Origin of the sequence: Haloarchaeobius amylolyticus, from assembly GCF_026616195.1 — an archaeon.
Classification (GTDB): Archaea; Halobacteriota; Halobacteria; order Halobacteriales; family Natrialbaceae; genus Haloarchaeobius; species Haloarchaeobius amylolyticus.
Map to the genome: position 1 here is coordinate 630061 of NZ_JANHDH010000001.1, position 22157 is coordinate 652217.

Sequence of the window (22157 nt, forward strand, 5' to 3'; positions counted from 1 at the left end):
TCTTTCTCTCCGGTATCGCCCCACAGAGCTGTCGCTGTGTGGTGTAGCGTCCGAAAGAAAGCGGAGTGCGTCAAGGACCGGACGAGGTCCGGTTAGTTAGCGATTAGTTCTGGCGGCGGACCGCGAGCAGCGCAGCAGCGACGAGCGCGACGAGCGCGACGCCGATGCCGAAGCCGGGCTGACCACCGTTACCGTCGCCGTCACCACCGTCGCCACCGGACGTGGTGGTCGTGGTCGGCGGCTCGGTCGTCGTGGTCGTCGGCGGAGCCGTCGTAGTCGTGGTCGGCGGCTGCGTCGTGGTCGTCGTCGGCGGCTGCGTCGTGGTCGTCGTCGGCGGCTGCGTCGTCGTGGTCTGGTCCGATTCAGCGACCTGACCCTCAGCGGAGTCGTACTGGCTGCCGTCGTAGCGGACGGAGACCGTGTAGTTCGTACCAGCAGGCACGTCGCTGAAGTCGAGCTCAAGGCTCCAGGTACCGTCGCTGGAGACCGTTGCCGTGCCCGGCTTCAGGAACGGCTCGTTCTGGTCGTCACTGTTGACACGGACCGTGACCTCGGAGCCAGCAGCGAGCGTGCTGGTCCCGGAGATGCTCTGGTTCGTGGCGGAGGAGACGATGACCTCGTCGTTCGCGTTCTTGTCGAGGGTCACGTCGACTTCCTCGACCTCGAACTCGGTCGTGACGGTCTGGTCGGAGCTGGCGAGGACGCCTTCACCGACGGTGAAGTTGGCCTCGTACTCGTCACCAGCCTGGACCGATTCCCAGTTCCCGCTGCGGTTGGCCTGAAGGCCGTCCGTCGGGGTGATGAGGTAGTACGTCTCGTTGTCAGCGTCGGCGATGACGGTCGTGTTGTCAGCGCCGAGTTCGATCATGCGCGGCTGGCGGTTCTGACCGGGGTTCGTCTGCGTGACCGCGAGCGATGCGCTCGTGTTGGAGGTCACGTTGAAGAACTGAGCGGAGGTGTTCGGACCGCCCTGCGTGGCGGTAACACCCTCGAGACCGGAGGCCTCGAGCTCGTGGATCAGGACGTCGCCAGCGGCGATGGAGCTGTCCTGCGTGATGGTGCCGTCCTCAACGGCTGCGAGGATGTCGGAGACATCCGAGACGGACGCGCCCTGCGGGGCCGTCCACGTGCGGAGGTTGTCGGTCGTGCGGTCGCGGATGTTCAGGGTAGCGACAGCCTCGGCGTCGTCGCCGTAGTTGTCGCTGTCGCCCTTCAGGACCTCAACGTCGTAGTCACCGGTGTCGATGAGGCTGCCACCGAGGCCGTCCTGTTCCGGGTTCGCAACGGTGTCGTCGCCTGCTGCGGTGAAGGCAGCGGACGTGTTACCGGTGTCACCGAGCAGGAACGTGTTGACCTGAACGGTCGCCTCGCCGTCGCCGTCCTCGTCAACGACGGTCAGGTTGGCCTCGTAGCCAGCCTCGTCGCTACCGATGTGGACGACAGCGGAGTCGGTGTTCTGGAAGTTGACGGTGATGTCAGCGACGTCACCGATCTCGTCGGTGTAGATACTCTGGGCGAAGCTGACCTCACCGGTCGCGGCCTCGTCGACCACGATGGTGTCGGTCGTCAGGGACTTGCCCGTCTGGACGTCGGTCACTTCGACCGTGTAGTTGCCGGCGTCCTGAGTACCGAAGTCGAAGGTAGCCTCACCGGAGCCGTCGAGCGTGACGTCCTGCGAGGAGACCTCGTCGCCGTTGGAGTCCAGGAGGACACCCTGGACCGTCGCACCACCGCGGTTCTCGCTGACGGAGACCGTCAGGGAGTCGTCGGTCGTGATGGACGTGTCGTCGGCGGATGCGTCGAGCGTGAGCTCGCGCAGGTCGAAGGTCGTGGAGTTCTCGAAGCCGTTCTCGTAGACCGTGAAGCCGTAGGTCGCCGAGACGTTACGGTTAGCCGTGTTGAACACGTACGTGGAGCTGTTCGCACCAGTGGAACCGTTGAAGATGACGGAACCGTCCTTCGTGACGTCCAGACCGGTGTCGGTCTGGTTCGCGATGAACGCGACCTTGCCACCGGCGTAGAAGTTCTGGCCCGAGGTACCAGCGTTGACCGTGTAGCTGGTGATGGTCGGGCTGACGTCGCCGAGCGTGTAGGTGCCCGTCGTGTAGTCAGCCGACTCGATGGTCACCGTAAGGGTGTCCGTCGGGTCGATGTCTTCGGTGGTCGACGTAAGGACGAGGGTACCCGTCGTACCGTCGTCGGTAGCGTCAACGTTGTAGTCGCCAGTGACATCGTTACCGTTCTTCGTGACGGTGATGTTCGGACTGAGGCTGGAATTCGATGCTTCAGAGAGTGCAATCTCGATGGTGGACGTACCACCGTCGTCGTACTCGACCGCGCTGTTTACCGAAGGCGCGAGTGTCGAGTCCGCAGCCGCACTACCGGAGAACGCGATGACGCCCGCGAAGACGGACGTGACCATCAGCGCCGCCAGCAGAATGCTGCGTGCTTTGTCTTTGTTTCCTGTCATAGGTTGTAATGTAGGTTCGTTTCGGCGGCGACATCACCTTTCGCACCCGACGCCTGTGGGGGGCGACCGGGTGTACTCGGTACTGTCACCATGGGTAGGGGTACATCAATAAGCCACGGACCATTGTTATAAATGCTTTGTGGTGAAGCCGTGGTGATGCGAACACGTCTCACACCCCTGCAGACGTGCTTTCGCCGGGTTTCGGCTCTGGCGTCGCAATCGTCGTCACCGACACAAGATACTTAAAGTAGTTCGCAATCGGATTGCCGAGAAACAGATAGAATCAGTGTGTTGAGGCCGTCACGCACCGATTGAGTCGAATTCGAGTTATCACTCGCGTTCCAGAAGCTCGACCTCGTGACCGTCGTTGGTCTTCGTGAACGCGTACATGTCGTCACAGCTCGCGGGGTCGCGGTAGTCGGCGGCGTCACGGGTCATCAGGTCGTCCCAGGCGTCGTCGAGGTCGTCCACGCGCACGCAGACGTGGCCCCAGGAGTCGCCCTGGTCGTAGGAGCGACCGTCGTAGTTGTAGGTCAGCTCCATCGTCATCGCCTCCTCGGGTGCGTCGCCGGGCTTCATGAAGTAGAGCGCGAACGTGTCGAGTTCGGAGCGACGGACGAGGTCGTAGTCGAACTTGCGGCTCCACCAGCCGATGGCGGCGTCGGCGTCCTCGACACGGACCATGGTGTGGTCGATGCTCCACCTCGCGCCGTAGTCGCGCTCGACGATCTCGACCTCGTGGCCGTCGGGGTCTGTCACGAAGGCGTAGGAGCCGCCGCAGGAGTCGGGGTCGCGGTAGTCCTCGACGCCCTGGGCCATGAGTTCGTCGTAGGCGTCGTAGACGTCGTCGACGCGGACCGCGATGTGACCCCACGCGTCGCCCATCTCGTAGGTACGGTCGTCGTGGTTGTAGGTGAGTTCGAGGGTCGCACCGGCGTCGTGCATGTCCTCGGGGCCGAGGTAGACGTTGGTGAAGGTGTCCGCCTCCCAGCGACCCTTCTCCTCGTAGTCCAGGTGTGTCTGGTACCAGTCGAGCGAGGCCTCCAGGTCTTCGACACGCATCATCGTGTGGTCGAGCGTCGCTGACATGGGCGGGGATACGTCGATGGGCCGCATATGGGTACCGGAACACGAAGGCCAGACGGGGTACCCGGGGACGGGAACCGAACCATCGCCCGACCCCCCGCGGGAAGAGATATGCGGCCTCGTCCGGTATCTGAGAACATGAGCGAACCGGACAGCCAGCAGTCCACAGGGCGGATCGAGACTCGTGGCCCGCCGCTCCCGAAACCGGTGTTCGAGTACCTCGTGAATCCACTGCTGAAGTTGCTGCTCCGGTCCCCGCTGCACGGACTCCTGAGCGACACCCTGTTGCTCCTGACCTTCACCGGGCGCAAGAGCGGGACCCAGTACACGACGCCGGTGGCGTACGAGGAACTGAACGGCGACCTCTACGTCACCTCCCAGACCGACCGCGTCTGGTGGAAGAATCTCCGAGGTGGGGCACCGGTGACGGTACGGCTCAGGGGGGAGCGACGCGATGCCACGGCCACCGTCATCGAGGACGACGAGGCGGTCGCCGAGTACGTCCGGGGGTTCATCGACCGCCACGGGCTGGACAAGGTGAGCCGGCTGGCCATCGCCATCGAGGGCGAGAGGGTCCCGTCGGTCGAGGAACTGGCGGCGGGCCTCGGTGACACCGTGGTGGTGCGCATCGAACTGGAGGAGGAGCGATAAGCGAACCCGGACCGCGCCCACGCGTGCGTGATGAACTATCCTACGAACTGCCTCCGAACCAGCGGCCAGTACAGCCACCACGCGAGCACGATGGCGACGAAGCCACCGACCGGGATGGCGGTCTGGTTCGGCCGGGCGAGGAAGCCGAAGGCGAGCCGGAAGCTCGTGATGCCCGCGAGTACGAGGAGGCCCCCCGTCACGCGAGGGTCCTCGCGGCCGGTCGCATACGCAGCCACGGCGGCGGCCAGCGCCGCGAGGAGTGCGAGCGTCGCGAGTGGCCACGCCTGGAGGAAGGGTGGGAGGCTCGCGAACCCGCCGGTGAACCGGAACAGGTAGTCCTGCAGCAGGGTGAGGTGGAACGGCTGTGGGTCGAACAGGGCGAAGGGGAGGACGGCCGTGAGTTCGCCGTTGGCGAGAACGACCGCCCAGGGGCACAGGAACACGAGGAGGATGGCGCCGACCCGGCCGAGAGCGGCCCGGGAGCCAGCGGTGTCGCGGGCGGTCACTTGCGGAGGATGAGCTTCAGCACGTCCTCGTCCTGGAGGACGTGTTCCTTGCCGACCTGCTGGCCGTCGTGTTTCGCACTCGGGCCACGGATGCGGGCGAACCGGAAGCGGTTCTCGATGTCCCCGCCGAGTTCGGGCAGGGCGTCCTCGATGGTCGAGCCCTCGGGGACGACGAGGGGTTCCTCCCAGTCGACGCCGCGGCCGGGCTTGTCCATGTAGACGCGGATGAGCCCGAGGTTCTCCCAGATGCGCTCTTTCAGCGCGTCGAGGCCCTTCTCCTCGACGGCCGAGATGAACGTCACCTTCTCCGGGTCGAGGTCGCGCTTCCGGAGTTCCTCGTCGACGTGGCTCTTGTAGTCGGGGTCGATGAGGTCGGCCTTGTTGACGGTGACGATGGAGGGCGTGTACACGCGGTTGTCCATGATGCCGTCGATGAGCCGGTCGATGTCGAGTTCCTCGCCGAGGTTGACGTCGGCGTTGACGTAGCCGTGCTCGCGCAGCACCTGCTTGATGGTGTCCTCGTCCATCGGCTGGTCGACCGTGGAGGTGACCTTGATGCCGTCCTTGATCTTCTTGCGGATGGTGACCCGCGGGGGCTTCTGGTCGATGCGGATCTTGTTGTTGTAGAGCTCCTCGCGGAGGCGGTCGTACTGCTCGATCTCGAACACGGAGAGGACGAACACGAGGAGGTCGGCGCTGCGGACGACCGAGAGGACCTCCTTCCCGCCACCGCGGCCCTCCGCGGCGCCCTCGATGAGGCCGGGGACGTCGAGGAGCTGGATGTCCGCGCCCTTGATGTCGACCATGCCGGGGTTGACCGTCAGCGTCGTGAACTCGTACTCGCCGGTCTCGGAGTCGGCGTTGGTCATCGCGTTGATGAGCGTGGACTTCCCGACGCTGGGGAAGCCGACGAGGGCGACCGAGGCGTCGCCGTGCTTCTCGACGGCGTAGCCCTGGCCGCCACCGCTACCCGACTGTTGCTTCTCCAGTTTCTCCTTCTTCTGTGCGAGCTTCGACTTCAGCCGGCCGATGTGGGCCTCCGTCGACTTGTTGTAGGGCGTGTTGGCTATCTCCTCTTCGATCTCCTCGATCTCCTCTTTCAGCCCCATTTGGTGATACGTCCGCTGTCTGCACCGAAAAACCTGTCCACTCGCGTCGTGGCGCGTCGTGGGACGCGTCCCCACGAGCCGTGGGTCCGAACACTTCGGTGCATTAATATCTAACGGCCGAGACGGCGGAAACGAGGCATGCCAGACCCGTCGCAGCTCCGTGACAGCACCCAGATCGTGATCCCCGACGACGCCCTGACAGAGGTGCGACAGGACCTGGACGAGGAGTTCGTACTCACCATCCTCGACGAAGGGAGCCACTGCCGGCTGGTCGGTAGCCCGGTCGAGATAAAACGGGCGAGCCAGTTCCTCGCCCGCCGCGGCGTCTCCATGCCCTGACGACCGGTCCCCGGACAGGTCCCCGCACTCGTTCTCACCCAATCGCGAAAGGTACCGCGCCTGCTCCTACGACTGCCGAAGCGAGGAGAGCGCCGCCAGCGTCCCGGTCGCGTGAGCCCCCTCCAGGACCACGTCGGCGGCCGCCTTCGCGGCCTCGTCGGCGTTCGCGGTCGCGTAGCTCCGGCCGACGCGCTCGAACGTGGACACGTCGTTCTCGGAGTCGCCGATGGCCACGAAGTCAGCCGGCTCGTACCCCAGCCGCGGGGCGACCGCCTCCAGCAACAGGCCCTTGGACATGTCGCCCTGTTTGACGTGGAACGCGTAGCCGGTATCGACGACCTCGACGCCGTGGTCGGTCGCGATGCGTCGGAGCAACTCCTCGTCGGCGTCGCGCCGGATGGCCACCTCGGTCTCGCGCCAGCGGTTCACGAGGTCCGAGCGCCCCCAGCCGAGGTCGCCGCCGTTCTCGGTGAACGCCTCGACCGCGGCGGTCGCGGACTCGCCGTCGCCGTGGACGAGCACCTCGTCGTCGACGAAGCCGATGCCGCCGTTCTCCGCGATGACGCGCTCCTCGATGCCGATGAACTGGCAGAGCGCGACCGGGTAGGGGAACGCCTTCCCGGTGGCGATGACGACCGGCGCGGGCCAGTCGCGGATGGGGTCGAACACACGGGGGTCGAGCCCGTGGTCGGGGCGCGTGAGCGTCCCGTCGATGTCGAGGACGAGTGGGGGGAGTTCGGTCATACCTGTGCTCGGGGCAGGTGGCCTAAATCGTTCACGCTCCCGGTCGGAAGACGGTGGTCAGTAGAAGGGACTCACTCGTTCTGCAGGTCGTACAGCCGCCTGAACACGAGTGTCGCGAACCGTGGCTCCAGTCGACTCGGCGGTCGGCCCGCGCGGTCGGCGGCCTGGTCCGCCCGCACGCGCTCGGTGATGCCTGCCTCGGCGAGTTCGTAGAGGAACCGCTTGACGGTCGCGGCCGAGAGGTCCACGTCCGGCGCGGACGCGATGGCCTCGGCGGCGTCGCTGACCGACGCTGCCGCCGTCTCGTCGAGTTCGAGCAGCTGTCTGAGCACGAGCTGTCGGTTCGCCGGGAGCGTCAGCACGCGCCCGAGCGAGACCGACGGGCGTGGAACCGCGTCCATCCCGCCTTCGAGGTCGCGTTCCCGGATGTGGTCGTGGCCCGCCACGGTCGCGAGGTGGGCCGCACTGAACAGGCCGGCGAGTGCGTCGTGGGCGTCACCGTCCGCCCAGTCCGCGAGTCGCCGCACCTGCCCGTGTTCGATGGCCTGTCTGGCGAGGCCATCCGACGCCCGACCGGTGAGGACGTCGACGAGCGCGTGGCGTTCGTACGCCGGAATCTCGATGTGCTCGGGCGGGCACGCGTCCGCCGGGAGGTCGCCGGGTGCGTCGCGCCCGACCGCGATCCACGCCAGCGAGTCCTCGAAGTGCCCGAAGGTCTCTGCGAGCGATGCGAGCGAGAGCGTGCCGGGTTCGCCGACGTGGTCGACGGTGACGACCGCGTTCTGGCGGGAGCCGGACAGCAGGTCCGCGAGCCGGGACCGGAGCGCGTCGCTCCCGACGCCCTTCTTCGGGACCGATTCGTCGAGGATGCTGTCGAGGACGGCGTGGTACAGCCCGAGGTCGGTGTTCGCCTGCCGGGCGTCGACGTAGACGAACGTCGGGGCCGGCGCGGTCTGGGCCCGGGTCGTGGTGTGGATGACGGACCGCGACTGGGAGATGAGGCGGTCGAGCGAGGTCGTGAGCGAGGTGAGGACGGCCGACTTCCCCGAACCGGCGGGTCCCCAGACGTAGGCGTTCATCGGGAGGTCGCGGTCGAAGACCGGGTCCAGGTAGTCGAGCAATCGCTCCATGACCGGCCCGCGGCCCGTCGGTTCCTCCATGTGGACGACCGGGCTGATGGCGTCGTACTCGAGGATGATGGGCGCATCGGTGCCGTTCCGCTGGCGGCGACGTATCCGCGTCTTCAGATCCATTCTTGTGGGTATCGTATGTGAAATGCTGGTCTCACTGCGGTCGTATGGGAGTCGGAAATAAAAATCGCCTGCCCAGAACGGTCAGGGGAGCGGCACCCAGCCGGCCTGGGGCAGCACGCCCGCCATCGCCAGCACCGCGATGAAGAACGTGTTCACGACGATCGCTGCTGCCGGCGGGTCGAAGTGCGTGTCCGAGTGCGCGTAGAACACGCGCTGGACGACCTCACCGGTGAGTGCGCCACTGATGCCGAAGGCGGCGCCGATGGCCAGCGCCGGGAGCATCGGCACGGCCTCTGCTGCCGGGACGATGGCGAGCGCGGCCGTGCTCGCGGGCAGCGAGATGTGGTGCGTGACGGGAATCTGCTCGACGCCGCAGTTCAGGAACACCAGACTGGCCGCGCTGATGCCGAACGCGAGGAAGTAACTCCCCGTCGTGACCGCGATGTAGGCCGCCAGGATGCCGACCGTGAGGCCGATCATCGCGACCCCGCTCCACTCGTACTGGTGCGGGAGCCACGGCTCGACCTTCAGGCGCTCCTTCGCGACGGCGGTGCCGCCGTCGGCGACGACCTCACCGCCCTCTGCGGTCTGGCGCATCTCCTCGGCCTTGAACGGCCCCATGTCGAAGATGCTCGAACTCCGGACCTTGCCGATGATGGAGTAGCCGAGGATGAGCCGGTGGAAGACGGCCGACAGGACGACGCCCATGGCGATGGGGTCCCACGGCATCGCGAAGCCGAAGGAGACCTGCCGGACGAGCATCCCGAGGATGCCGAAGACACCACCGACCGCGAGCACGTCGGGCTTCGTCCCGAGCGCGTGGGCGATGTTCTTGGCCTCGTGGTAGTCGAAGCCGGTGTCCATGTACCCCTTGCGGGCGGCGTAGGCGGCCGCGGCCGCGCCACCGGCGAAGGAGACGTGCGGCCCGAAGACGGGGCCGAACGCGATGCTACCCGTGATGCCGAGGGTGAACGCGTCGGAGGCGATGACGCCCGCGCCGGCGAGTTCAGCCTTCAGGATGTTGGCGGCCTCGCCCACGATGACCATGAAGCCCGTGAAGATGAACGCCGGGAGTGCGCCGAGTGCGGCCCCGAACGCGCCGCCGGCGAAGGCGGCGATCCACAGTTCAGGTTGGGCGAGCGCCTCGATGACTGCCTCGACCCCCATCGTCAGTCACCACCGTCCTTCGCCCAGTCGAGCGAGCGCTCGACGGCGTCGTGCCAGCGGCCGAACTTGCGGTCCATCTCCGCCTCGTCGGCGTCCGGGCTGAACTCGCGGTCGACCTGCCAGTTGTCGCGCAGCTCGTCGACGGTGTCCCAGTAGCCGACGGCGAGGCCGGCCGCGTAGGCCGAGCCCAGGGCGGTCGTCTCGTCGACCTCCGGCCGGGCGATCTCCGTGTCGATGATGTCGGACTGGAGCTGGCAGAGGAAGTTGTTCTTGACCGCCCCGCCGTCGACGCGGAGCCGGTTCATCTCGATGCCGGAGTCGGCCTCCATCGCCTCCGCCACGTCGCGGGTCTGGTAGGCGATGGATTCGAGCGTCGCACGGACGATGTGCTCGCGACGGGTGCCACGGGTCATCCCGACGATGGTCCCGCGTGCGCGCCCGTCCCAGTGGGGCGCACCGAGGCCGGTGAACGCCGGGACGACGTAGACGCCGTCGGTCGAGTCGACGCTGCGGGCCAGCTCGGCGGTTTCGGCCGGGTCGTCGATGAGGTCGACGTCCTCCAGCCACTCGATGGCGGCACCCGTGATGAAGATGGCGCCCTCGAGCGCGTACTGGACGGGTTCGCCCGAGCGCTGGAAGCCGATGGTCGTGAGCAGGCCGTGGTCGCTGGTGACGGCCTCCTCGCCGGTGTTCATCAGGAAGAACGAGCCCGTCCCGTAGGTGTTCTTCGCGTCACCCTCGTCGAAACAGGTCTGGCCGAACAGCGCGGCCTGCTGGTCACCCAGCGCTCCCGCGACGGGGACCTCCGCCCCGAGGAAGCCCTCGGCGTCGGTCGTCCCGTAGGTGTTCTCGTCGCTCGACGGCCGGACCTCCGGCAGGAGCCCCGCCGGGACGTCGAACTCGTCGAGGAGTTCGTCGTCCCACTCCATCTCCCGGATGTTGTAGAGCATGGTCCGGGAGGCGTTCGTGACGTCGGTGATGTGGTTGCCCGTGAGCTTGTAGATGAGCCACGAGTCGATGGTCCCCATCCGGAGCTCCCCCTCCTCGGCACGGTCGCGGATATCCTGGGGCCGCGTGCGCTCCATCTTGATGGGGTCGGCGTTGTCGAGGAGCCACTCGGCCTTGGTCGCGGAGAAGTACGCGTCGGCCTCGAGGCCGGTCTTCTCGCGGATCCACTCGACCTTGTCCTCAGCCTGGAGCTCCTCGACGCGGTCGGTCGTCCGGCGGTCCTGCCAGACGAGCGCGTTGTGGATGGGCTTGCCCGTCTCGGGGTCCCAGATGAGCGTCGTCTCGCGCTGGTTCGTGATGCCGAGTGCCTCGAGCTGCTCCGGTTCGACGCCCGCCTCTGCGAGCGCCCGGGTCACGACCTCCTTCGTGTTCTCCCAGATCTCCATCGGGTCGTGCTCGACCCACCCCGGTTCCGGGTAGATCTGTTCGTGCTTCTCGTAGGCGTTCGCGACCACCTGCCCGCTGTGGTCGAACACCATGAATCGAGTCCCTGTCGTCCCCTGGTCTATCGCGCCAACGTAGGTTTTGTCTGCCATGGTTTACCCTGTGCCGGCCGACCGTAGTTTACTGGGGGTCGGCCACTGCCAGTAAAGTGTATGGTCCATCATGATAAAACCCGGTGCCACTCGTCTGCAATCCGATACTTAGCGGGCGTGAACAGGAAACTATGGCGAGTTTTACCTGAACCGCGACCGACCGAGTCGGAAATTACTGGAGGGTGCCGGGTACAGGGTAAAAAATAAAGTAGCTACGCTCCTGAGTTGGGACAACCGAATGGCATCGAGAACAGACGTCCTGGTCATCGGCGGCGGCTCGACGGGTACCGGTATCGCCCGCGACCTCGCCATGCGTGGACTCGACGTGACACTCGTCGAGCAGGGCAACCTGACCCACGGGACGACGGGCCGGATGCACGGCCTGCTTCACAGCGGCGGCCGATACGCCGTCGCCGACCAGGCGAGTGCGACGGAGTGCATCGAGGAGAATCGCGTCCTCCGGGACATCGCGAGCCACTGCGTCGAGATGACCGGTGGCATGTTCGTGAAACGCCCCGAGGATACGGAGGAGTACTTCGAGGAGAAGCTACAGGGCTGTGAGGACTGTGGCATCCCCACGGAGGTCCTCTCGAACCAGGAGGCCCGCGAGGTCGAACCGTACCTCGCGAAGGACATCGACCGGGCCATCCAGGTCCCGGACGGGGCGGTCGACCCGTTCCGGCTCTGCGTCGCGAACGCCATCTCCGCGGAGGACCACGGCGGGCGCGTCGAGACCCACGCCAAGGTCGTCGACCTGCTGACCGACGGCGACCGCGTGACGGGCGCCCGGGTCAAACACGAGTCCGGGCCGGGCAAGCGCGAACACGGCCTGCCCGGGCGCGAGGAGGACATCCACGCCGACTACGTCGTCAACGCGACGGGGGCGTGGGCGGGCCGCATCGGCGAGATGGCCGGCGTCGACGTGGAGGTCCGCCCCTCGAAGGGCGTGATGGTCGTGATGAACGTCCGGCAGGTCGACACGGTCATCAACCGCTGCAAACCCAAGGGCGACGCCGACATCGTCGTCCCGCACGAGACGACGGCCATCCTCGGCACCACCGACGAGGAGGTCTCGGACCCCGAGGACTACCCCGAGGAGGGCTGGGAGGTCGACAAGATGATCGACGAGCTGTCGAAGCTCGTCCCCATCCTCTCGGACGCCCGGACCGTCCGGTCGTTCTGGGGCGTCCGCCCGCTGTACGAACCGCCGGACACCGGGACGACCGACCCGACCGACATCACGCGCGACTTCTTCCTGCTCGACCACGAGGACCGCGACGACCTCGACGGCCTGACCAGCGTCGTCGGCGGGAAGTTCACCACCTACCGCATGATGGCCGAGGACGTGGCCGACCACGTCTGCGACAAACTGGGCGTCCGCGCCTCCTGCCAGACCGCGGACGTGCCCCTCCCCGGCAGCGAGGACCCCGAGCGCCTCGACCAGGGGATGAACGCCTACGGGCTGCGCTCCCCGGTCGCGCGCCGGAGCAAGGAACGCCTCGGCTCGCGCGCCGACGAGGTCCTCTCTGGGACCGACCCGAACCCGGTGCTCTGCGAGTGCGAGGCCGTCACGCGCGCCGAGGTGCAGGACGCCATCGCCCAGTCCGGGACCGACCTCAACGCGGTGCGCATCCGCACCCGCGCCTCGATGGGGAACTGCCAGGGCGGGATGTGCTGTCACCGCGTCGCGAACGAACTCCACCCCGAGTACGACGCCGGGAAGGCCGACGCGGCCCTCGACGAACTCTGGCAGGAGCGCTGGAAGGGTGAGCGCCACGCCCTCTGGGGCGAGCAACTGGAGCAGGCGATGCTCAACCACGCGATGCACGCCACCACGTGGAACCGCGGGCACGAGCACGACCCCGACGACGTGGACTGGGACGCCTTCGGTCGCGGAGGTGCCGACCGATGATCGCGGACGACGTGCTCGTCGTCGGCGGCGGCCTCGCCGGCTCGACCGCCGCGCTCGCCGCCGCGAAGACCGGCGCGGACGTCCGCCTCGTCTCCGCGAAGGAGAGCACGATGCGCCAGGCGTCCGGCCTCGCGGACTGCCTCGGGTACGCGGGCGGTGACGGCGACCTGCTCGCCGACCCATTCGAAGGGCTCGACAGCCTCCCCGAGGAGCACCCCTACACCATCGCCGGCGAGGAGGCCATCCGAGAGGGCTTCGCGCTCTTCGACGAGGTGACCGGCGACGCCTACCGCGGCAGCGAGGACGACCGGAACGTCCTCGTGCCGACCACGCAGGGGACGGTCAAGCCCACCTTCAGATACCCGCAGAGCATGGCGGCCGGCCTCGCGGGCGACGGACGCGCCACCCTGCTCGTCAGTTTCGAGGCCGACCCCGACTTCGACGCCCCACTGGCCGCCCGGCAACTCGACGAGACGGTCCCGGGCGACGTGACGGGCGTCGAGATCTCGTTCCCCGTCGACCTACGCGACGACGTGAAGCCGACCCGCCTCGCCAGACTCCTCGCGGAGGACGGCGGCGTCCGCGGCGACCTCGCGCGCACCGTCGAACCCCACCTCGAGGACGCCGGCGCCGACCGCGTCGGCTTCCCGGCCGTCCTCGGTGAGCACCCCGGGCCCGTCGTCGACTCGCTGTCGAAGGCGCTCGGCGTCCCGGTGTTCGAGGTGCCCACAGGCCCGCCGAGCCTGCCCGGGATGCGCCTGCGCGACACGATGCGGTCGGCCCTGCGCGACGCCGGCGTCGCCGTCACGACCGGCTGCCCGATGGTCGGCTTCGAGGCCGAGGACGGACGGATCGACGTGCTCGAGATGGACCGAAACGGCGCCGCCATCCCGCACTACCCCGACCAGGTCGTGCTCGCGACGGGCGGCCTGGTCGGCAGGGGCATCGAGACCGACCGCGAGTCGGTCCGCGAGCCCCTGTTCGGCCTGCACGTCCCCCACCCCGAAGACCGGTACGACTGGTCCGCCGAGGCCGCCTTCGGCGACCACGCGTTCGCCCGGTTCGGGGTGCGAATCGACGAGGACGGCCGCCCGCTCGACGCGGACGGGGCGGTCGCCTACGAGAACCTCCGCGCCGCCGGCAGCGTCGTCGGCGGGGCGGACTTCGCGATGGAGCTCTCCGGTAGCGGTATCTCGCTCGCGACCGGCTGGCTCGCCGGCACGCGGGCAGGAGGACACACATGAGTACTGACGACACGACAACCGGCGACGACGAGTTCGAACCGATACAGGTGTTCCCCGAGGGCGAGGCCGACCTCCGCCCGGGGGCCGACAGCTGCTACAAGTGCTCGACGTGCGATACCTCGTGCCCCGTGGCCGAGGTCGACGACGAGTTCCCCGGCCCGAAGTTCCAGGGGCCCGAACAGTGGCGGCTCAAACAGAAGGAGGACGCCGACATCGACAAGTCGGTGATGAAGTGCTCGAACTGCATGCGCTGTGACGGCGCCTGCCCCGCCGACGTGCCCCTCAGCCAGATGCACAACACGGCCCGCGCCGAGTACGTCGACGAGCACCTCGACACCTTCTCGCGGGAGTACATCCGCAACCGCATCCTCGCGAACTACGGCCGCCTCGGCAAGCTCGGCTCGATGTTCCCCCGGCTCACGAACTTCATGATGGGGAACTCCCTCGTCCAGAAGGTCAACGAGAAACTGCTCGGTATCACCGCCGAGCGTGACTTCCCCGAGTTCGCCACCGAGACCTTCCGCGAGTGGTTCGACAAGCGCGGCGGCGCACAGGTCCAGAGCGAGGACAGGCGCATCGCGTACTTCCACGGCGACTACGCGAACTACAACACCCCCGAGGTCGGCAAATCCCTCGTGCAGGCGTTCGAGCACTTTGGCTACGAGGTCAGGGTTCCGGAACAGCGCTGCTCTGGCACGCCCATGTTCGCCAACGGGATGCTCGACGACGCCCACCGCGCCGCCAAGTTCAACGTCGAGACCTTCGCCGATCTCGTCGACGACGGCTACGACGTCGTCTGCTCGTGCACCTCCTGCTCGATGGCGCTGCGACAGGAGTACCCCGAACTGTTCGACTTCGAGGACACCGAGCGCGTCGCCGCCCACACCTACGACGCGGTCGAGTACCTGCGCACCTTCGAGGACCTCGAGGGCGAACTCGCCCAGACCGACGACTACGACGGCGAGTTCGACGACCTCGCCTACCACGCCCCCTGCCACGCCCGCAACCAGGGCCTCGACGGGCAGGCCGTGGAGGTTCTCGGTAACGTCGAGGGCGTCGACGCCCACGACGTGGGCGAATCCTGCTCCGGCATCTCCGGCACCTATGGCTGGAAGGAGGAGAACTACGACGCCTCGATGGCTATCGGTGAGGAGATGTTCGACCACATGGAGGACGCCCCCGCAGAGACCGGACTGACCGAGTGCCCGACCTGCGCCATGCAGATGGAACACGGCAGTGGCTACGACGTCCGGCACACGCTGGAGGTCGTCGCGGACGCGCTCGGCGACGACTGACCCGGCCAGTTCCTTCCTCTCCGACGTGCTACCGAGTGTTGTCTCAAACACATCATCTTTGACCAGAAATTTAAGTGGTCCTAACTGTACCCTGTAGGTATACACTCGACTGGCACGCAGCATCGACTGGCGATCGACCGGACGTGGAATCGATGGGCAACGACTCCCTCTCCTGGGCGTCGCGATTCACACGGTCATCTGCCTGGCGTGATTCGGGAGTAGTGGGAACACCGTCCGACGCGGCGCGGACGAGCGCGGTCGTCACCAGAAATGAAGATAAGCTATCGAACGACCGAGAATCCGACGGGAGTGGTCATCAAGGACCACGTGAAACAGCGGCAAATTAGAATCCTTACCGATACGTCTGTCTCGCCAAGGTCGGGTAACGTTGATTCATTCAGGTACCCTGTCGACGAAGCTTTCAGTGTAAAAGCGACTAGCTTGACATTGAGCCAGTCTCCCGAAGTCTACCTGCGAAGTACTAACGGGGAAATCGACTGTACTGTCAGAACTCACCGGACAATCGAACCGGGCATAGGCGAGTATAGTATGGATTTCAGTGCCCCTGTAAAGCTATACTGGAAATTTGCTGGAAACCCGACGATTTCGAAGGGAATGGATTCCATTCAGGTGAGTTTCACCGAAGAGACGACCGTTCAATTCGGGGTCAGGTCCTATCATAAGAAGCCAGCTGGAACGATCACCACGACGGATGACCCAGAGGACATTATAACGGCAGTCAACGCACTCTCCTCTTCGTTAAAGACAACCTCTTGTGAACGGTCCTATCCAACTTTACGTGGGTACCCGCCTCGTATCAAATTGGGAGAGTCAGTCGATTTGCCAGCCGGTATAGAGCCGAAGAACACTGGCATTGATATCGTTATTCCCCCAGATTTCAGTTACATCTATGGAGTGTCGACGTTGGCGTTCTATCTCGGCGCTAAAATCGTAGTCGGTGATAATCCTAGAATTACAACCGGTTCTTTCGAATACGACCTCTCACGTGGAGACTGGTTCGAAGACGAAGTAGCGGAAGTCCTGAAACAGACGCTGTTTCTGGATTGTATCGTTCGGACTGAAGGGATTTACCAGGTCGATTCGTACGAACGGTCACAGGTCGAAGCAGACCTTCCGTTTGACGTGGCCGAGATGTACGACCGACCTCTCCCAGCCCAGTTGGAATCTTATTTGAGAATCGATTTCGATACTATCGAACCATATCTTCCCAGATGGCCTCTCACGGCACATCTCCCGAGTGAGCCTACCAGTATCGAGGCTATCCCACACATAGTGAACGAGCTTGGAGTGGTACGCGAACCGAGAGCCAATTCGACTAGCATCTCTCGAAACGTAGAGACGGTAAAGAGCGAAGGTGTGCGCTCTACCGCTCGCAGTGACAGCAGTAGTAAGGTCTCGATGTCGGTCGTTGAGCCGATTCGCCTTGGTGAGTCGATCGAACACGCATGGTTTGCTGATGGAATTCCTCTCGGTGCATCCAAAGCATCGGTAGAATCGTTCGAGAACCAACTTCGAAACGTCGAACGGAACGAGTCAATCGACATCACGGTCGTTTGCAACGACCCGGAGATGCTGGACGAACAGATGTCCCTGGATGGTGTTTACGGGGACCGGGAAGACCAACCATACAGCGTCGATTCGTATTTCGGGGTCTCAAAGGACCAACTCCAATACCTCCTGACGGAGGACGGCTGTGACTTCCTCCACTACATCGGTCACGCCACACCGACAGGACTCCGATGTCCTGATGGTGAACTTGACGTGAGACGATTGGACTCGGTGTCAGTAGATGTGTTCCTACTGAACGCCTGTCGCTCGTTCGAACAGGCAGAGGCACTCGTCGAACTGGGGTCATTCGGTGGTGTCGCGACGCTCGGAGACGTAGTCAACACTCACGCAATCGATATCGGACAGGCGATTGCCCATCTACTGAACCTTGGGTTCCCTCTTCGGGCAACCGTGGAATTGGTTCACCAGTATACCCAGATGGGTAGCCAGTACCTGATTGTTGGTGATGGGTCACTAGACATTGTGCAACCCGAGACAGGCGCACCGATGGTGTGTCATATCGACTCCACCGCAGTCGACGATGAGTACGAGATCGTACTCGACCTCTTCCCGACGAAGAAATTCCAACTCGGCTCGAGTGTGACACCTGATTTAGATTTCATTGACCAACACTTCATTCATCCCGGTGGACTCCCACCGTTCCGTATCAAGCAGCAGCAGTTGAACGACTACCTAACTTGGTCGATGTACCCATTCGAGTTAGAGGGTAGGCTCCACTGGAACAATACGCTGGGCACAGTCAACCTCTCAGAATGAAAATCCTACACCGATGTTCTATCGTGTATTGTCACGGGCCAGAGGTGGCGCTGTTTCCTGCCACTACGGGACTGGCCTGCATGAGCAGCAGTCCAATCATGAACAGCACGCCGATCATCCGCGGGTGTTCTGCGAGGTAGTTCGCCAGGGTGTCGTTGTCTTCTTCCATGACAACAGCACGTTTGGTAGTGAATGACATTAATCTATCTTAAATTTACTTATAAAAAATACATATTTCTTAGGTGTTTAGAAAACATACGTAGCTAGATGGCACGAATCTCTATTCTGATGTTCACAAATTACCCAGAATTCTTGAAAGTAGCCGCTAGAAATCACCGATAAAGATTACAAACGGAAGAATACAGCAAATCTGCCACGTCGACGGTGCAGCCCGGTCCTCAGGCGTAGTCGAAGTCCTGGGTCACGTAGTCCACACCGAGGACCAGGAACCCGCCGACGAGCGCGACGATCACGATACCTGCGAGCGACTCACCGGAGGACAGGTTCCCTTTGGCCAGTATCTCCTCGAACGGCACCGCGAGGCCGCCGACCATCAGGCTCACGAGGAAGGTCAGGGTCCCGGCGCGGTAGTTGTCGAGTGCCCAGTCGATGAGCCGGGACATGCTCAGCAGGCCGATGACCATCCCGGTACAGAAGGTGACGACGACCGTCCCGGACTCGAGCACGGGCTGGAGTTCACCGCCACTCACGAGCGACAGCGACCCGTCGACGAACCGCTTGAGTGTCCCCGTCATGTACTCGTACTGCTGGAGGACGACGAGGAAGAACGACCCGGAGACCCCGGGCAGGACCATCGCAGAGACCGCGATGGCGCCCGAGACGAACACGACGGGACTGGAGTGGCCCAGTGCGTTCTTCGGGAGCAGCGTCACGCTGGCGGCCAGCACGATGCCGACAGTTGCCACCGCGAGCCGGCTCGGTGTCGAGACGTCGACCTCGCGATAGAGGACCACCGCGGAGGCCGCGATGAGCCCGAAGAAGAACGCCGCGACCAGCGCGGGGTACTGCTGGATGGCGGAGTGCAGGACCCGCGAGAGGGTGATGACGGCCGTCGCGATACCCAGTCCGAGGATCACGAGGAACGGCGCGTCGACACGGTAGAAGAGGTCACGGAGGGCCGTCCGCCCGGACTCCTCGTGCACGCGCAGGACGTGTCTGAGGTCGCGCGGGTCGAACGCGGTGATGGCCTCGATGAGCCGTTCGTAGATACCGGTGATGAGCGCGATGGTACCGCCAGAGACACCGGGGACGGTGTCGGCCGCGCCCATCATGAATCCCTTCAGGTAGACCGCGAATGACTCACGCATCGCTCTCAGGTATCGCTGGAAGCGAGAAAACGGTTGTCCTTCGGTGATTAGGCCGCGCGCGCGACTGTTCCGGAATCCGACTGGACCAGACGCGGCTTGTCGTCGTCCGCGCTGGACTCAGAGTCGGTGGCGTTCGCGTCAGTGCTGATCGAGCTGTTCGTGTTGCCGCCCGAGGCCGAGAGGTCCACGGTGATGGGCTCGCCGTCCTCGGTCATGATGGCCGACTCGGGCACCGCGACGGTTCCGGTCTCGTTCGAGCCGGCGACCGTGATGGTGTACTCACCGGTGGCCTCGACGGTCGGGTCGCTGGTCCCTTCCTCGACGCTCATCGCGTCGTCGGTCGCATACGGGACCGTGAGCTCGAAGTTGCCCTGGCCGTCGGTCTGGACCGTCTGCGTGTAGTTGAACGTCCGGTTGGTCGTCTGGGACGACAGCTCGACCCTCGCGGTCACGTTCGTCGCGCTGGAGACGTCCGCCTGGCCGGCGATGGTCGCCCCGGGCACGCGCTCGTAGGTCTTCACGGCCGATTCTATCTGCGTGTCGTAGACCTGCACCTGCGGGCTGAACTGGTACTGCAGCAGTTGCTGGACGTTGAACGCCCGGTTGACCGCTGCGGCGCGCCACTGACCCTCCCGGTTGACTGCGACCGAGGCGATACCGACGCGCGAGGGGTTCTCGTGCACCAGCCGGTAGTGCTCGAGCCCCTTCGCGTCGTCGTAGTACAGCCGCGAGAGCATCGTCTTCTCGTACTGCTCGCTCATCCCGGGCAGGACGACCGAGGAGTTGTTGATGTTCACCTGCTTGTTCGTGTAGTAGGTCTGGGGGTTCGGCCCGGTCCAGGTGGCGATGGCGCCGAACTTGCTGGTCGCCATCTGGTAGTCGATCATGACGTATCGGGTGTCCTCACCCGCCTGCTGGTCGTTCTGCTGGTCGACGAGACGCTGCAGGTCCTCGTTCGAGAGCTGGTCGACCGGCTTGTCCGCCTCGCGGATGTTCGGCAGTGCCTCCAGCAGCAGGTTCGCGTGCGTCTCGTTCTGTGCGAGCAGGTAGTCGGACGCCTCCCGCGCGTTGTGCTGGAACGGGTTGGCGACCGGGATGCGCTCGCCTTTCACCGTAATCCAGTGCCCGTAGTCCCACCAGGACATGACGCCGTACGCCCCGTTGGGGTAGGCGAAGTCGTCCTGGTTCTCGTAGGTCGCGTAGTACGGCAGCTCGTTGCTCGCGCCACCGTACTGCCCGGGCTCGGGCGTGTTCTTCTCCATCCAGTCGGTGCTGTTGTCCCAGAGCATGACCGAGCCGGGACCCATGCTATCCGCCTGTGCGTCGACCGTCGTCGAGGTCATCGCCAGCACCGGCGTCAGGGGCATCACGACGAGCATGACGACTGCGACGATGGACATCACCTGGTAGGGCTTGATGTCGCTGTAGCTGATGTCTGTCGAGATCTCCGGAAGGCCGACGACCTGCACGACACGGCCGATGAAGTAGCCGTTCAGGACCGCGACGGTCACGACGAAGTAGTAGTTGAACCGCACCTGTGTCATCGCCATCAGGAACATGAAGACCGCCCAGACGAGGACGAAGAGGTACTCTGCGCGGTACTCGTCGCTCGAGTAGAGGTCCCAGCCGAGCCAGAGGAAGGCTGCGGCCGCGACGACGTAGGTCAGTCCATACTGCGCGCCCATGAACTGGGTCATCGTCTGGATGAACGGTTCACCCGCGCCGACGACCGCCTGCGCCTCACCGATGGTCAGGGTGGTGTCGCTCTGGGCGAACGCGATCGTTCGGTTGACGTTCCGGATGAGGATACCGAATGCGTCCGGAAGGGCGAGTTTGAGCACCGTCAGACCCGCGACGAGAATCGAGGAGATAGCGACGGGGTAGTACGCTTTCTTCTCTGCTTTCTCGTCGCGCATGTACGCGACGGCTCCGAAGAGCCCTCCGAATACGAGGACGAGCGCGAACGGCAGGCCGAGGAACGGCAGGTCCGCGACTGCCCCCAGGATTATCCCGAGGAACAATAGCCCGAACGCGCCGAGCGACGCGTTCCGGAGGAGGTCCGTGTCCGTGCTGTCCCAGACGCGAGCGAGCCACGCCATGAACGCACAACCCGCGGCGAGGCCGAGTCCGAGGCCGACTTGGAGGAACGAAAGCGACGTTACGGCCAGACCGAATTCGTCGATGCTCAGGAGGACGGTGAATCCAGCAGCCACACCGACGACGATGCCGGTGAACGCCAGGTGGTCAGGACTCCGACCCGCAAAGTACTCGATAGAGAGTGCGATGGCGAAGAACACCCCGAGGATACCGAGGAGGACCACGGCCGGCGGCCAGACCCACATGTAGAGGCCTGCGGAGATGCCGGCGAGGGCCGCCCACTTGCCCGGCGTCCGCATCGCGTCCCAGTCACGGTCCGCGACGAGTTCGTAGATAGGCTTCTCGCGCTCCGCAGAGCGAAGAGCGACCATGATGCCGAGCACGGTGATGGCCTGGAACAGGACCTCGGCGACGTGGTGGTCCGAGAACCCGGCCGTCGAGCGTCGAAGGAACACACCAGGGAGGAGTGCGAGGACCAGTGCCGCGGTGACACCGGCGAAGCGGCCGGCGAGGCGGCGGCCGATGAAGTACGTCGGAATCGCGACGAGCATCCCGAACACGGCCGGTGCGACCAGCAGCGACATCGCGATGGTATGCTGGGAGGGGTCGCCGAGACCCACGATGAGTGCGCCGGTCGCGACGAGCTGGTCGAACAGCGTCCCGAACTGGTCTGCGCGTACGCCTGTGGGGAACTCGCTGTAGACGTCGTACGGCATCGTCGTCGGCCAGTGCCGAACCGTGTACGAGGTCTGACGGAGGTGGTACCAGGCGTCGTTACCCGCGTAGAACACCTCCCCGTTTCGTATAAAGTTATCTAGCGGTTGGAGGCGCACCCAGAGCATGAAGGCCATAATCAGCCCCACGCCGGGCACGTGATACCAGCGTTTGAAAAGGTCGATGACGGAGTCCGAACTCACCTGCTCGGATTCCGTCTGCTCGCCAGTCGACGTGCTCATTGTACGGGAAAAGTCTGAAGCGACGAATAAGCCTTGTGTAATCCGTTCATGTGTAGACACCTTCCCGTCACCCGATTTTCAAAACCCTTATTCGCGCGTCCGTGATTGGT

The 22157-nt window shown here is 64.8% G+C and carries 17 protein-coding genes; 6 read left to right on the forward strand and 11 right to left on the reverse strand.

Going from position 1 to position 22157, the window contains the following annotated elements:
• Window positions 1-103 precede the first annotated feature (103 nt).
• Together NOV86_RS03350 and NOV86_RS03355 are read right to left on the reverse strand one after the other, a co-directional pair.
• A complete protein-coding gene (locus tag NOV86_RS03350) occupies window positions 104-2470 on the reverse strand; it encodes a DUF7827 domain-containing protein (RefSeq protein WP_267639812.1) in 2367 nt (788 codons plus the stop codon).
• 330 nt (window positions 2471-2800) lie between these two features.
• The gene (locus NOV86_RS03355; RefSeq protein WP_267639813.1) at window positions 2801-3559 is read right to left on the reverse strand and encodes a VOC family protein; all 759 of its coding nucleotides are present in this window, start codon (window positions 3557-3559) and stop codon (window positions 2801-2803) included.
• Window positions 3560-3694: 135 nt separating this feature from the next.
• On the opposite strand from NOV86_RS03355, the gene NOV86_RS03360 reads away from it, so the two are divergent.
• Window positions 3695-4207: a nitroreductase/quinone reductase family protein gene (locus NOV86_RS03360; protein WP_267639814.1), complete on the forward strand. Its 513-nt coding sequence runs from the start codon at window positions 3695-3697 to the stop codon at window positions 4205-4207.
• Window positions 4208-4242: 35 nt separating this feature from the next.
• Here the strand turns inward: NOV86_RS03360 and NOV86_RS03365 are convergent, their stop codons facing one another.
• Window positions 4243-4713: a TIGR04206 family protein gene (locus NOV86_RS03365; protein ID WP_267639815.1), complete on the reverse strand. Its 471-nt coding sequence runs from the start codon at window positions 4711-4713 to the stop codon at window positions 4243-4245.
• A complete protein-coding gene (locus NOV86_RS03370; RefSeq protein WP_267639816.1) occupies window positions 4710-5822 on the reverse strand; it encodes an OBG GTPase family GTP-binding protein in 1113 nt (370 codons plus the stop codon). Before NOV86_RS03370 ends, NOV86_RS03365 begins: the two co-directional genes overlap by 4 nt.
• Window positions 5823-5960: 138 nt before the next feature.
• On the opposite strand from NOV86_RS03370, the gene NOV86_RS03375 reads away from it, so the two are divergent.
• Entirely contained in the window at window positions 5961-6161 is a 201-nt protein-coding gene (locus NOV86_RS03375; protein WP_267639817.1) for a VNG_1110C family protein, read from the forward strand.
• Between the two features lie 66 nt (window positions 6162-6227).
• Here NOV86_RS03375 and NOV86_RS03380 read toward each other — a convergent pair whose 3' ends face one another.
• The 4 genes from NOV86_RS03380 to glpK all read right to left on the reverse strand — a co-directional run bounded on the left by NOV86_RS03380 (window position 6228) and on the right by glpK (window position 10869).
• Window positions 6228-6905, reverse strand: coding sequence for a phosphoglycolate phosphatase (locus NOV86_RS03380; protein WP_267639818.1), 678 nt, complete (start codon window positions 6903-6905; stop codon window positions 6228-6230).
• A 71-nt stretch (window positions 6906-6976) separates the two neighbouring features.
• Window positions 6977-8158, reverse strand: coding sequence for a Cdc6/Cdc18 family protein (locus tag NOV86_RS03385; protein ID WP_267639819.1), 1182 nt, complete (start codon window positions 8156-8158; stop codon window positions 6977-6979).
• 81 nt (window positions 8159-8239) lie between these two features.
• The gene (locus tag NOV86_RS03390; protein ID WP_267639820.1) at window positions 8240-9325 is read right to left on the reverse strand and encodes a DUF7973 family transport facilitator; all 1086 of its coding nucleotides are present in this window, start codon (window positions 9323-9325) and stop codon (window positions 8240-8242) included.
• A 2-nt stretch (window positions 9326-9327) separates the two neighbouring features.
• Window positions 9328-10869: a glycerol kinase GlpK gene (gene glpK / locus NOV86_RS03395; protein WP_267639821.1), complete on the reverse strand. Its 1542-nt coding sequence runs from the start codon at window positions 10867-10869 to the stop codon at window positions 9328-9330.
• 238 nt (window positions 10870-11107) lie between these two features.
• Here glpK and glpA point away from each other — a divergent pair, with 238 nt between their 5' ends.
• From glpA to NOV86_RS03415, 4 genes are all read left to right on the forward strand, one after another.
• The gene (glpA, locus tag NOV86_RS03400; RefSeq protein ID WP_267639822.1) at window positions 11108-12781 is read left to right on the forward strand and encodes an anaerobic glycerol-3-phosphate dehydrogenase subunit GlpA; all 1674 of its coding nucleotides are present in this window, start codon (window positions 11108-11110) and stop codon (window positions 12779-12781) included.
• Window positions 12778-14025: a glycerol-3-phosphate dehydrogenase subunit GlpB gene (glpB, locus tag NOV86_RS03405; protein WP_267639823.1), complete on the forward strand. Its 1248-nt coding sequence runs from the start codon at window positions 12778-12780 to the stop codon at window positions 14023-14025. The genes glpA and glpB overlap by 4 nt, the downstream gene beginning before the upstream one ends.
• Window positions 14022-15320 carry an anaerobic glycerol-3-phosphate dehydrogenase subunit C gene (locus NOV86_RS03410; RefSeq protein WP_267639824.1) on the forward strand — a complete coding sequence of 433 codons (1299 nt, stop codon included), beginning with the start codon at window positions 14022-14024 and terminating at the stop codon, window positions 15318-15320. Before glpB ends, NOV86_RS03410 begins: the two co-directional genes overlap by 4 nt.
• A gap of 309 nt (window positions 15321-15629) precedes the next feature.
• Entirely contained in the window at window positions 15630-17666 is a 2037-nt protein-coding gene (locus NOV86_RS03415; protein WP_267639825.1) for a hypothetical protein, read from the forward strand.
• Window positions 17667-17697: 31 nt separating this feature from the next.
• Here the strand turns inward: NOV86_RS03415 and NOV86_RS03420 are convergent, their stop codons facing one another.
• The 3 genes from NOV86_RS03420 to NOV86_RS03430 form a co-directional block, all read right to left on the reverse strand.
• Complete coding sequence (locus NOV86_RS03420; RefSeq protein WP_267639826.1) at window positions 17698-17835, reverse strand: DUF7503 family protein; 138 nt, start codon at window positions 17833-17835, stop codon at window positions 17698-17700.
• A gap of 229 nt (window positions 17836-18064) precedes the next feature.
• Entirely contained in the window at window positions 18065-18994 is a 930-nt protein-coding gene (locus NOV86_RS03425; protein WP_267639827.1) for a DUF368 domain-containing protein, read from the reverse strand.
• A 47-nt stretch (window positions 18995-19041) separates the two neighbouring features.
• Complete coding sequence (locus NOV86_RS03430; RefSeq protein WP_267639828.1) at window positions 19042-22047, reverse strand: oligosaccharyl transferase, archaeosortase A system-associated; 3006 nt, start codon at window positions 22045-22047, stop codon at window positions 19042-19044.
• Between the last annotated feature and the right edge of the window lie 110 nt (window positions 22048-22157).

Excerpts from the sequence above, each read along its gene's own strand:
- NOV86_RS03350 (WP_267639812.1), bottom strand. The coding sequence starts at position 2,470 with ATGACAGGAAACAAAGACAAAGCACGCAGCATTCTGCTGGCGGCGCTG.
- glpK (WP_267639821.1), bottom strand. The coding sequence starts at position 10,869 with ATGGCAGACAAAACCTACGTTGGCGCGATAGACCAGGGGACGACAGGG.
- NOV86_RS03360 (WP_267639814.1), top strand. The coding sequence starts at position 3,695 with ATGAGCGAACCGGACAGCCAGCAGTCCACAGGGCGGATCGAGACTCGT.
- NOV86_RS03425 (WP_267639827.1), bottom strand. The coding sequence starts at position 18,994 with ATGCGTGAGTCATTCGCGGTCTACCTGAAGGGATTCATGATGGGCGCG.
- NOV86_RS03375 (WP_267639817.1), top strand. The coding sequence starts at position 5,961 with ATGCCAGACCCGTCGCAGCTCCGTGACAGCACCCAGATCGTGATCCCC.
- NOV86_RS03385 (WP_267639819.1), bottom strand. The coding sequence starts at position 8,158 with ATGGATCTGAAGACGCGGATACGTCGCCGCCAGCGGAACGGCACCGAT.
- NOV86_RS03355 (WP_267639813.1), bottom strand. The coding sequence starts at position 3,559 with ATGTCAGCGACGCTCGACCACACGATGATGCGTGTCGAAGACCTGGAG.
- NOV86_RS03420 (WP_267639826.1), bottom strand. The coding sequence starts at position 17,835 with ATGGAAGAAGACAACGACACCCTGGCGAACTACCTCGCAGAACACCCG.
- NOV86_RS03370 (WP_267639816.1), bottom strand. The coding sequence starts at position 5,822 with ATGGGGCTGAAAGAGGAGATCGAGGAGATCGAAGAGGAGATAGCCAAC.
- glpA (WP_267639822.1), top strand. The coding sequence starts at position 11,108 with ATGGCATCGAGAACAGACGTCCTGGTCATCGGCGGCGGCTCGACGGGT.
- glpB (WP_267639823.1), top strand. The coding sequence starts at position 12,778 with ATGATCGCGGACGACGTGCTCGTCGTCGGCGGCGGCCTCGCCGGCTCG.
- NOV86_RS03410 (WP_267639824.1), top strand. The coding sequence starts at position 14,022 with ATGAGTACTGACGACACGACAACCGGCGACGACGAGTTCGAACCGATA.
- NOV86_RS03430 (WP_267639828.1), bottom strand. The coding sequence starts at position 22,047 with ATGAGCACGTCGACTGGCGAGCAGACGGAATCCGAGCAGGTGAGTTCG.
- NOV86_RS03380 (WP_267639818.1), bottom strand. The coding sequence starts at position 6,905 with ATGACCGAACTCCCCCCACTCGTCCTCGACATCGACGGGACGCTCACG.
- NOV86_RS03390 (WP_267639820.1), bottom strand. The coding sequence starts at position 9,325 with ATGGGGGTCGAGGCAGTCATCGAGGCGCTCGCCCAACCTGAACTGTGG.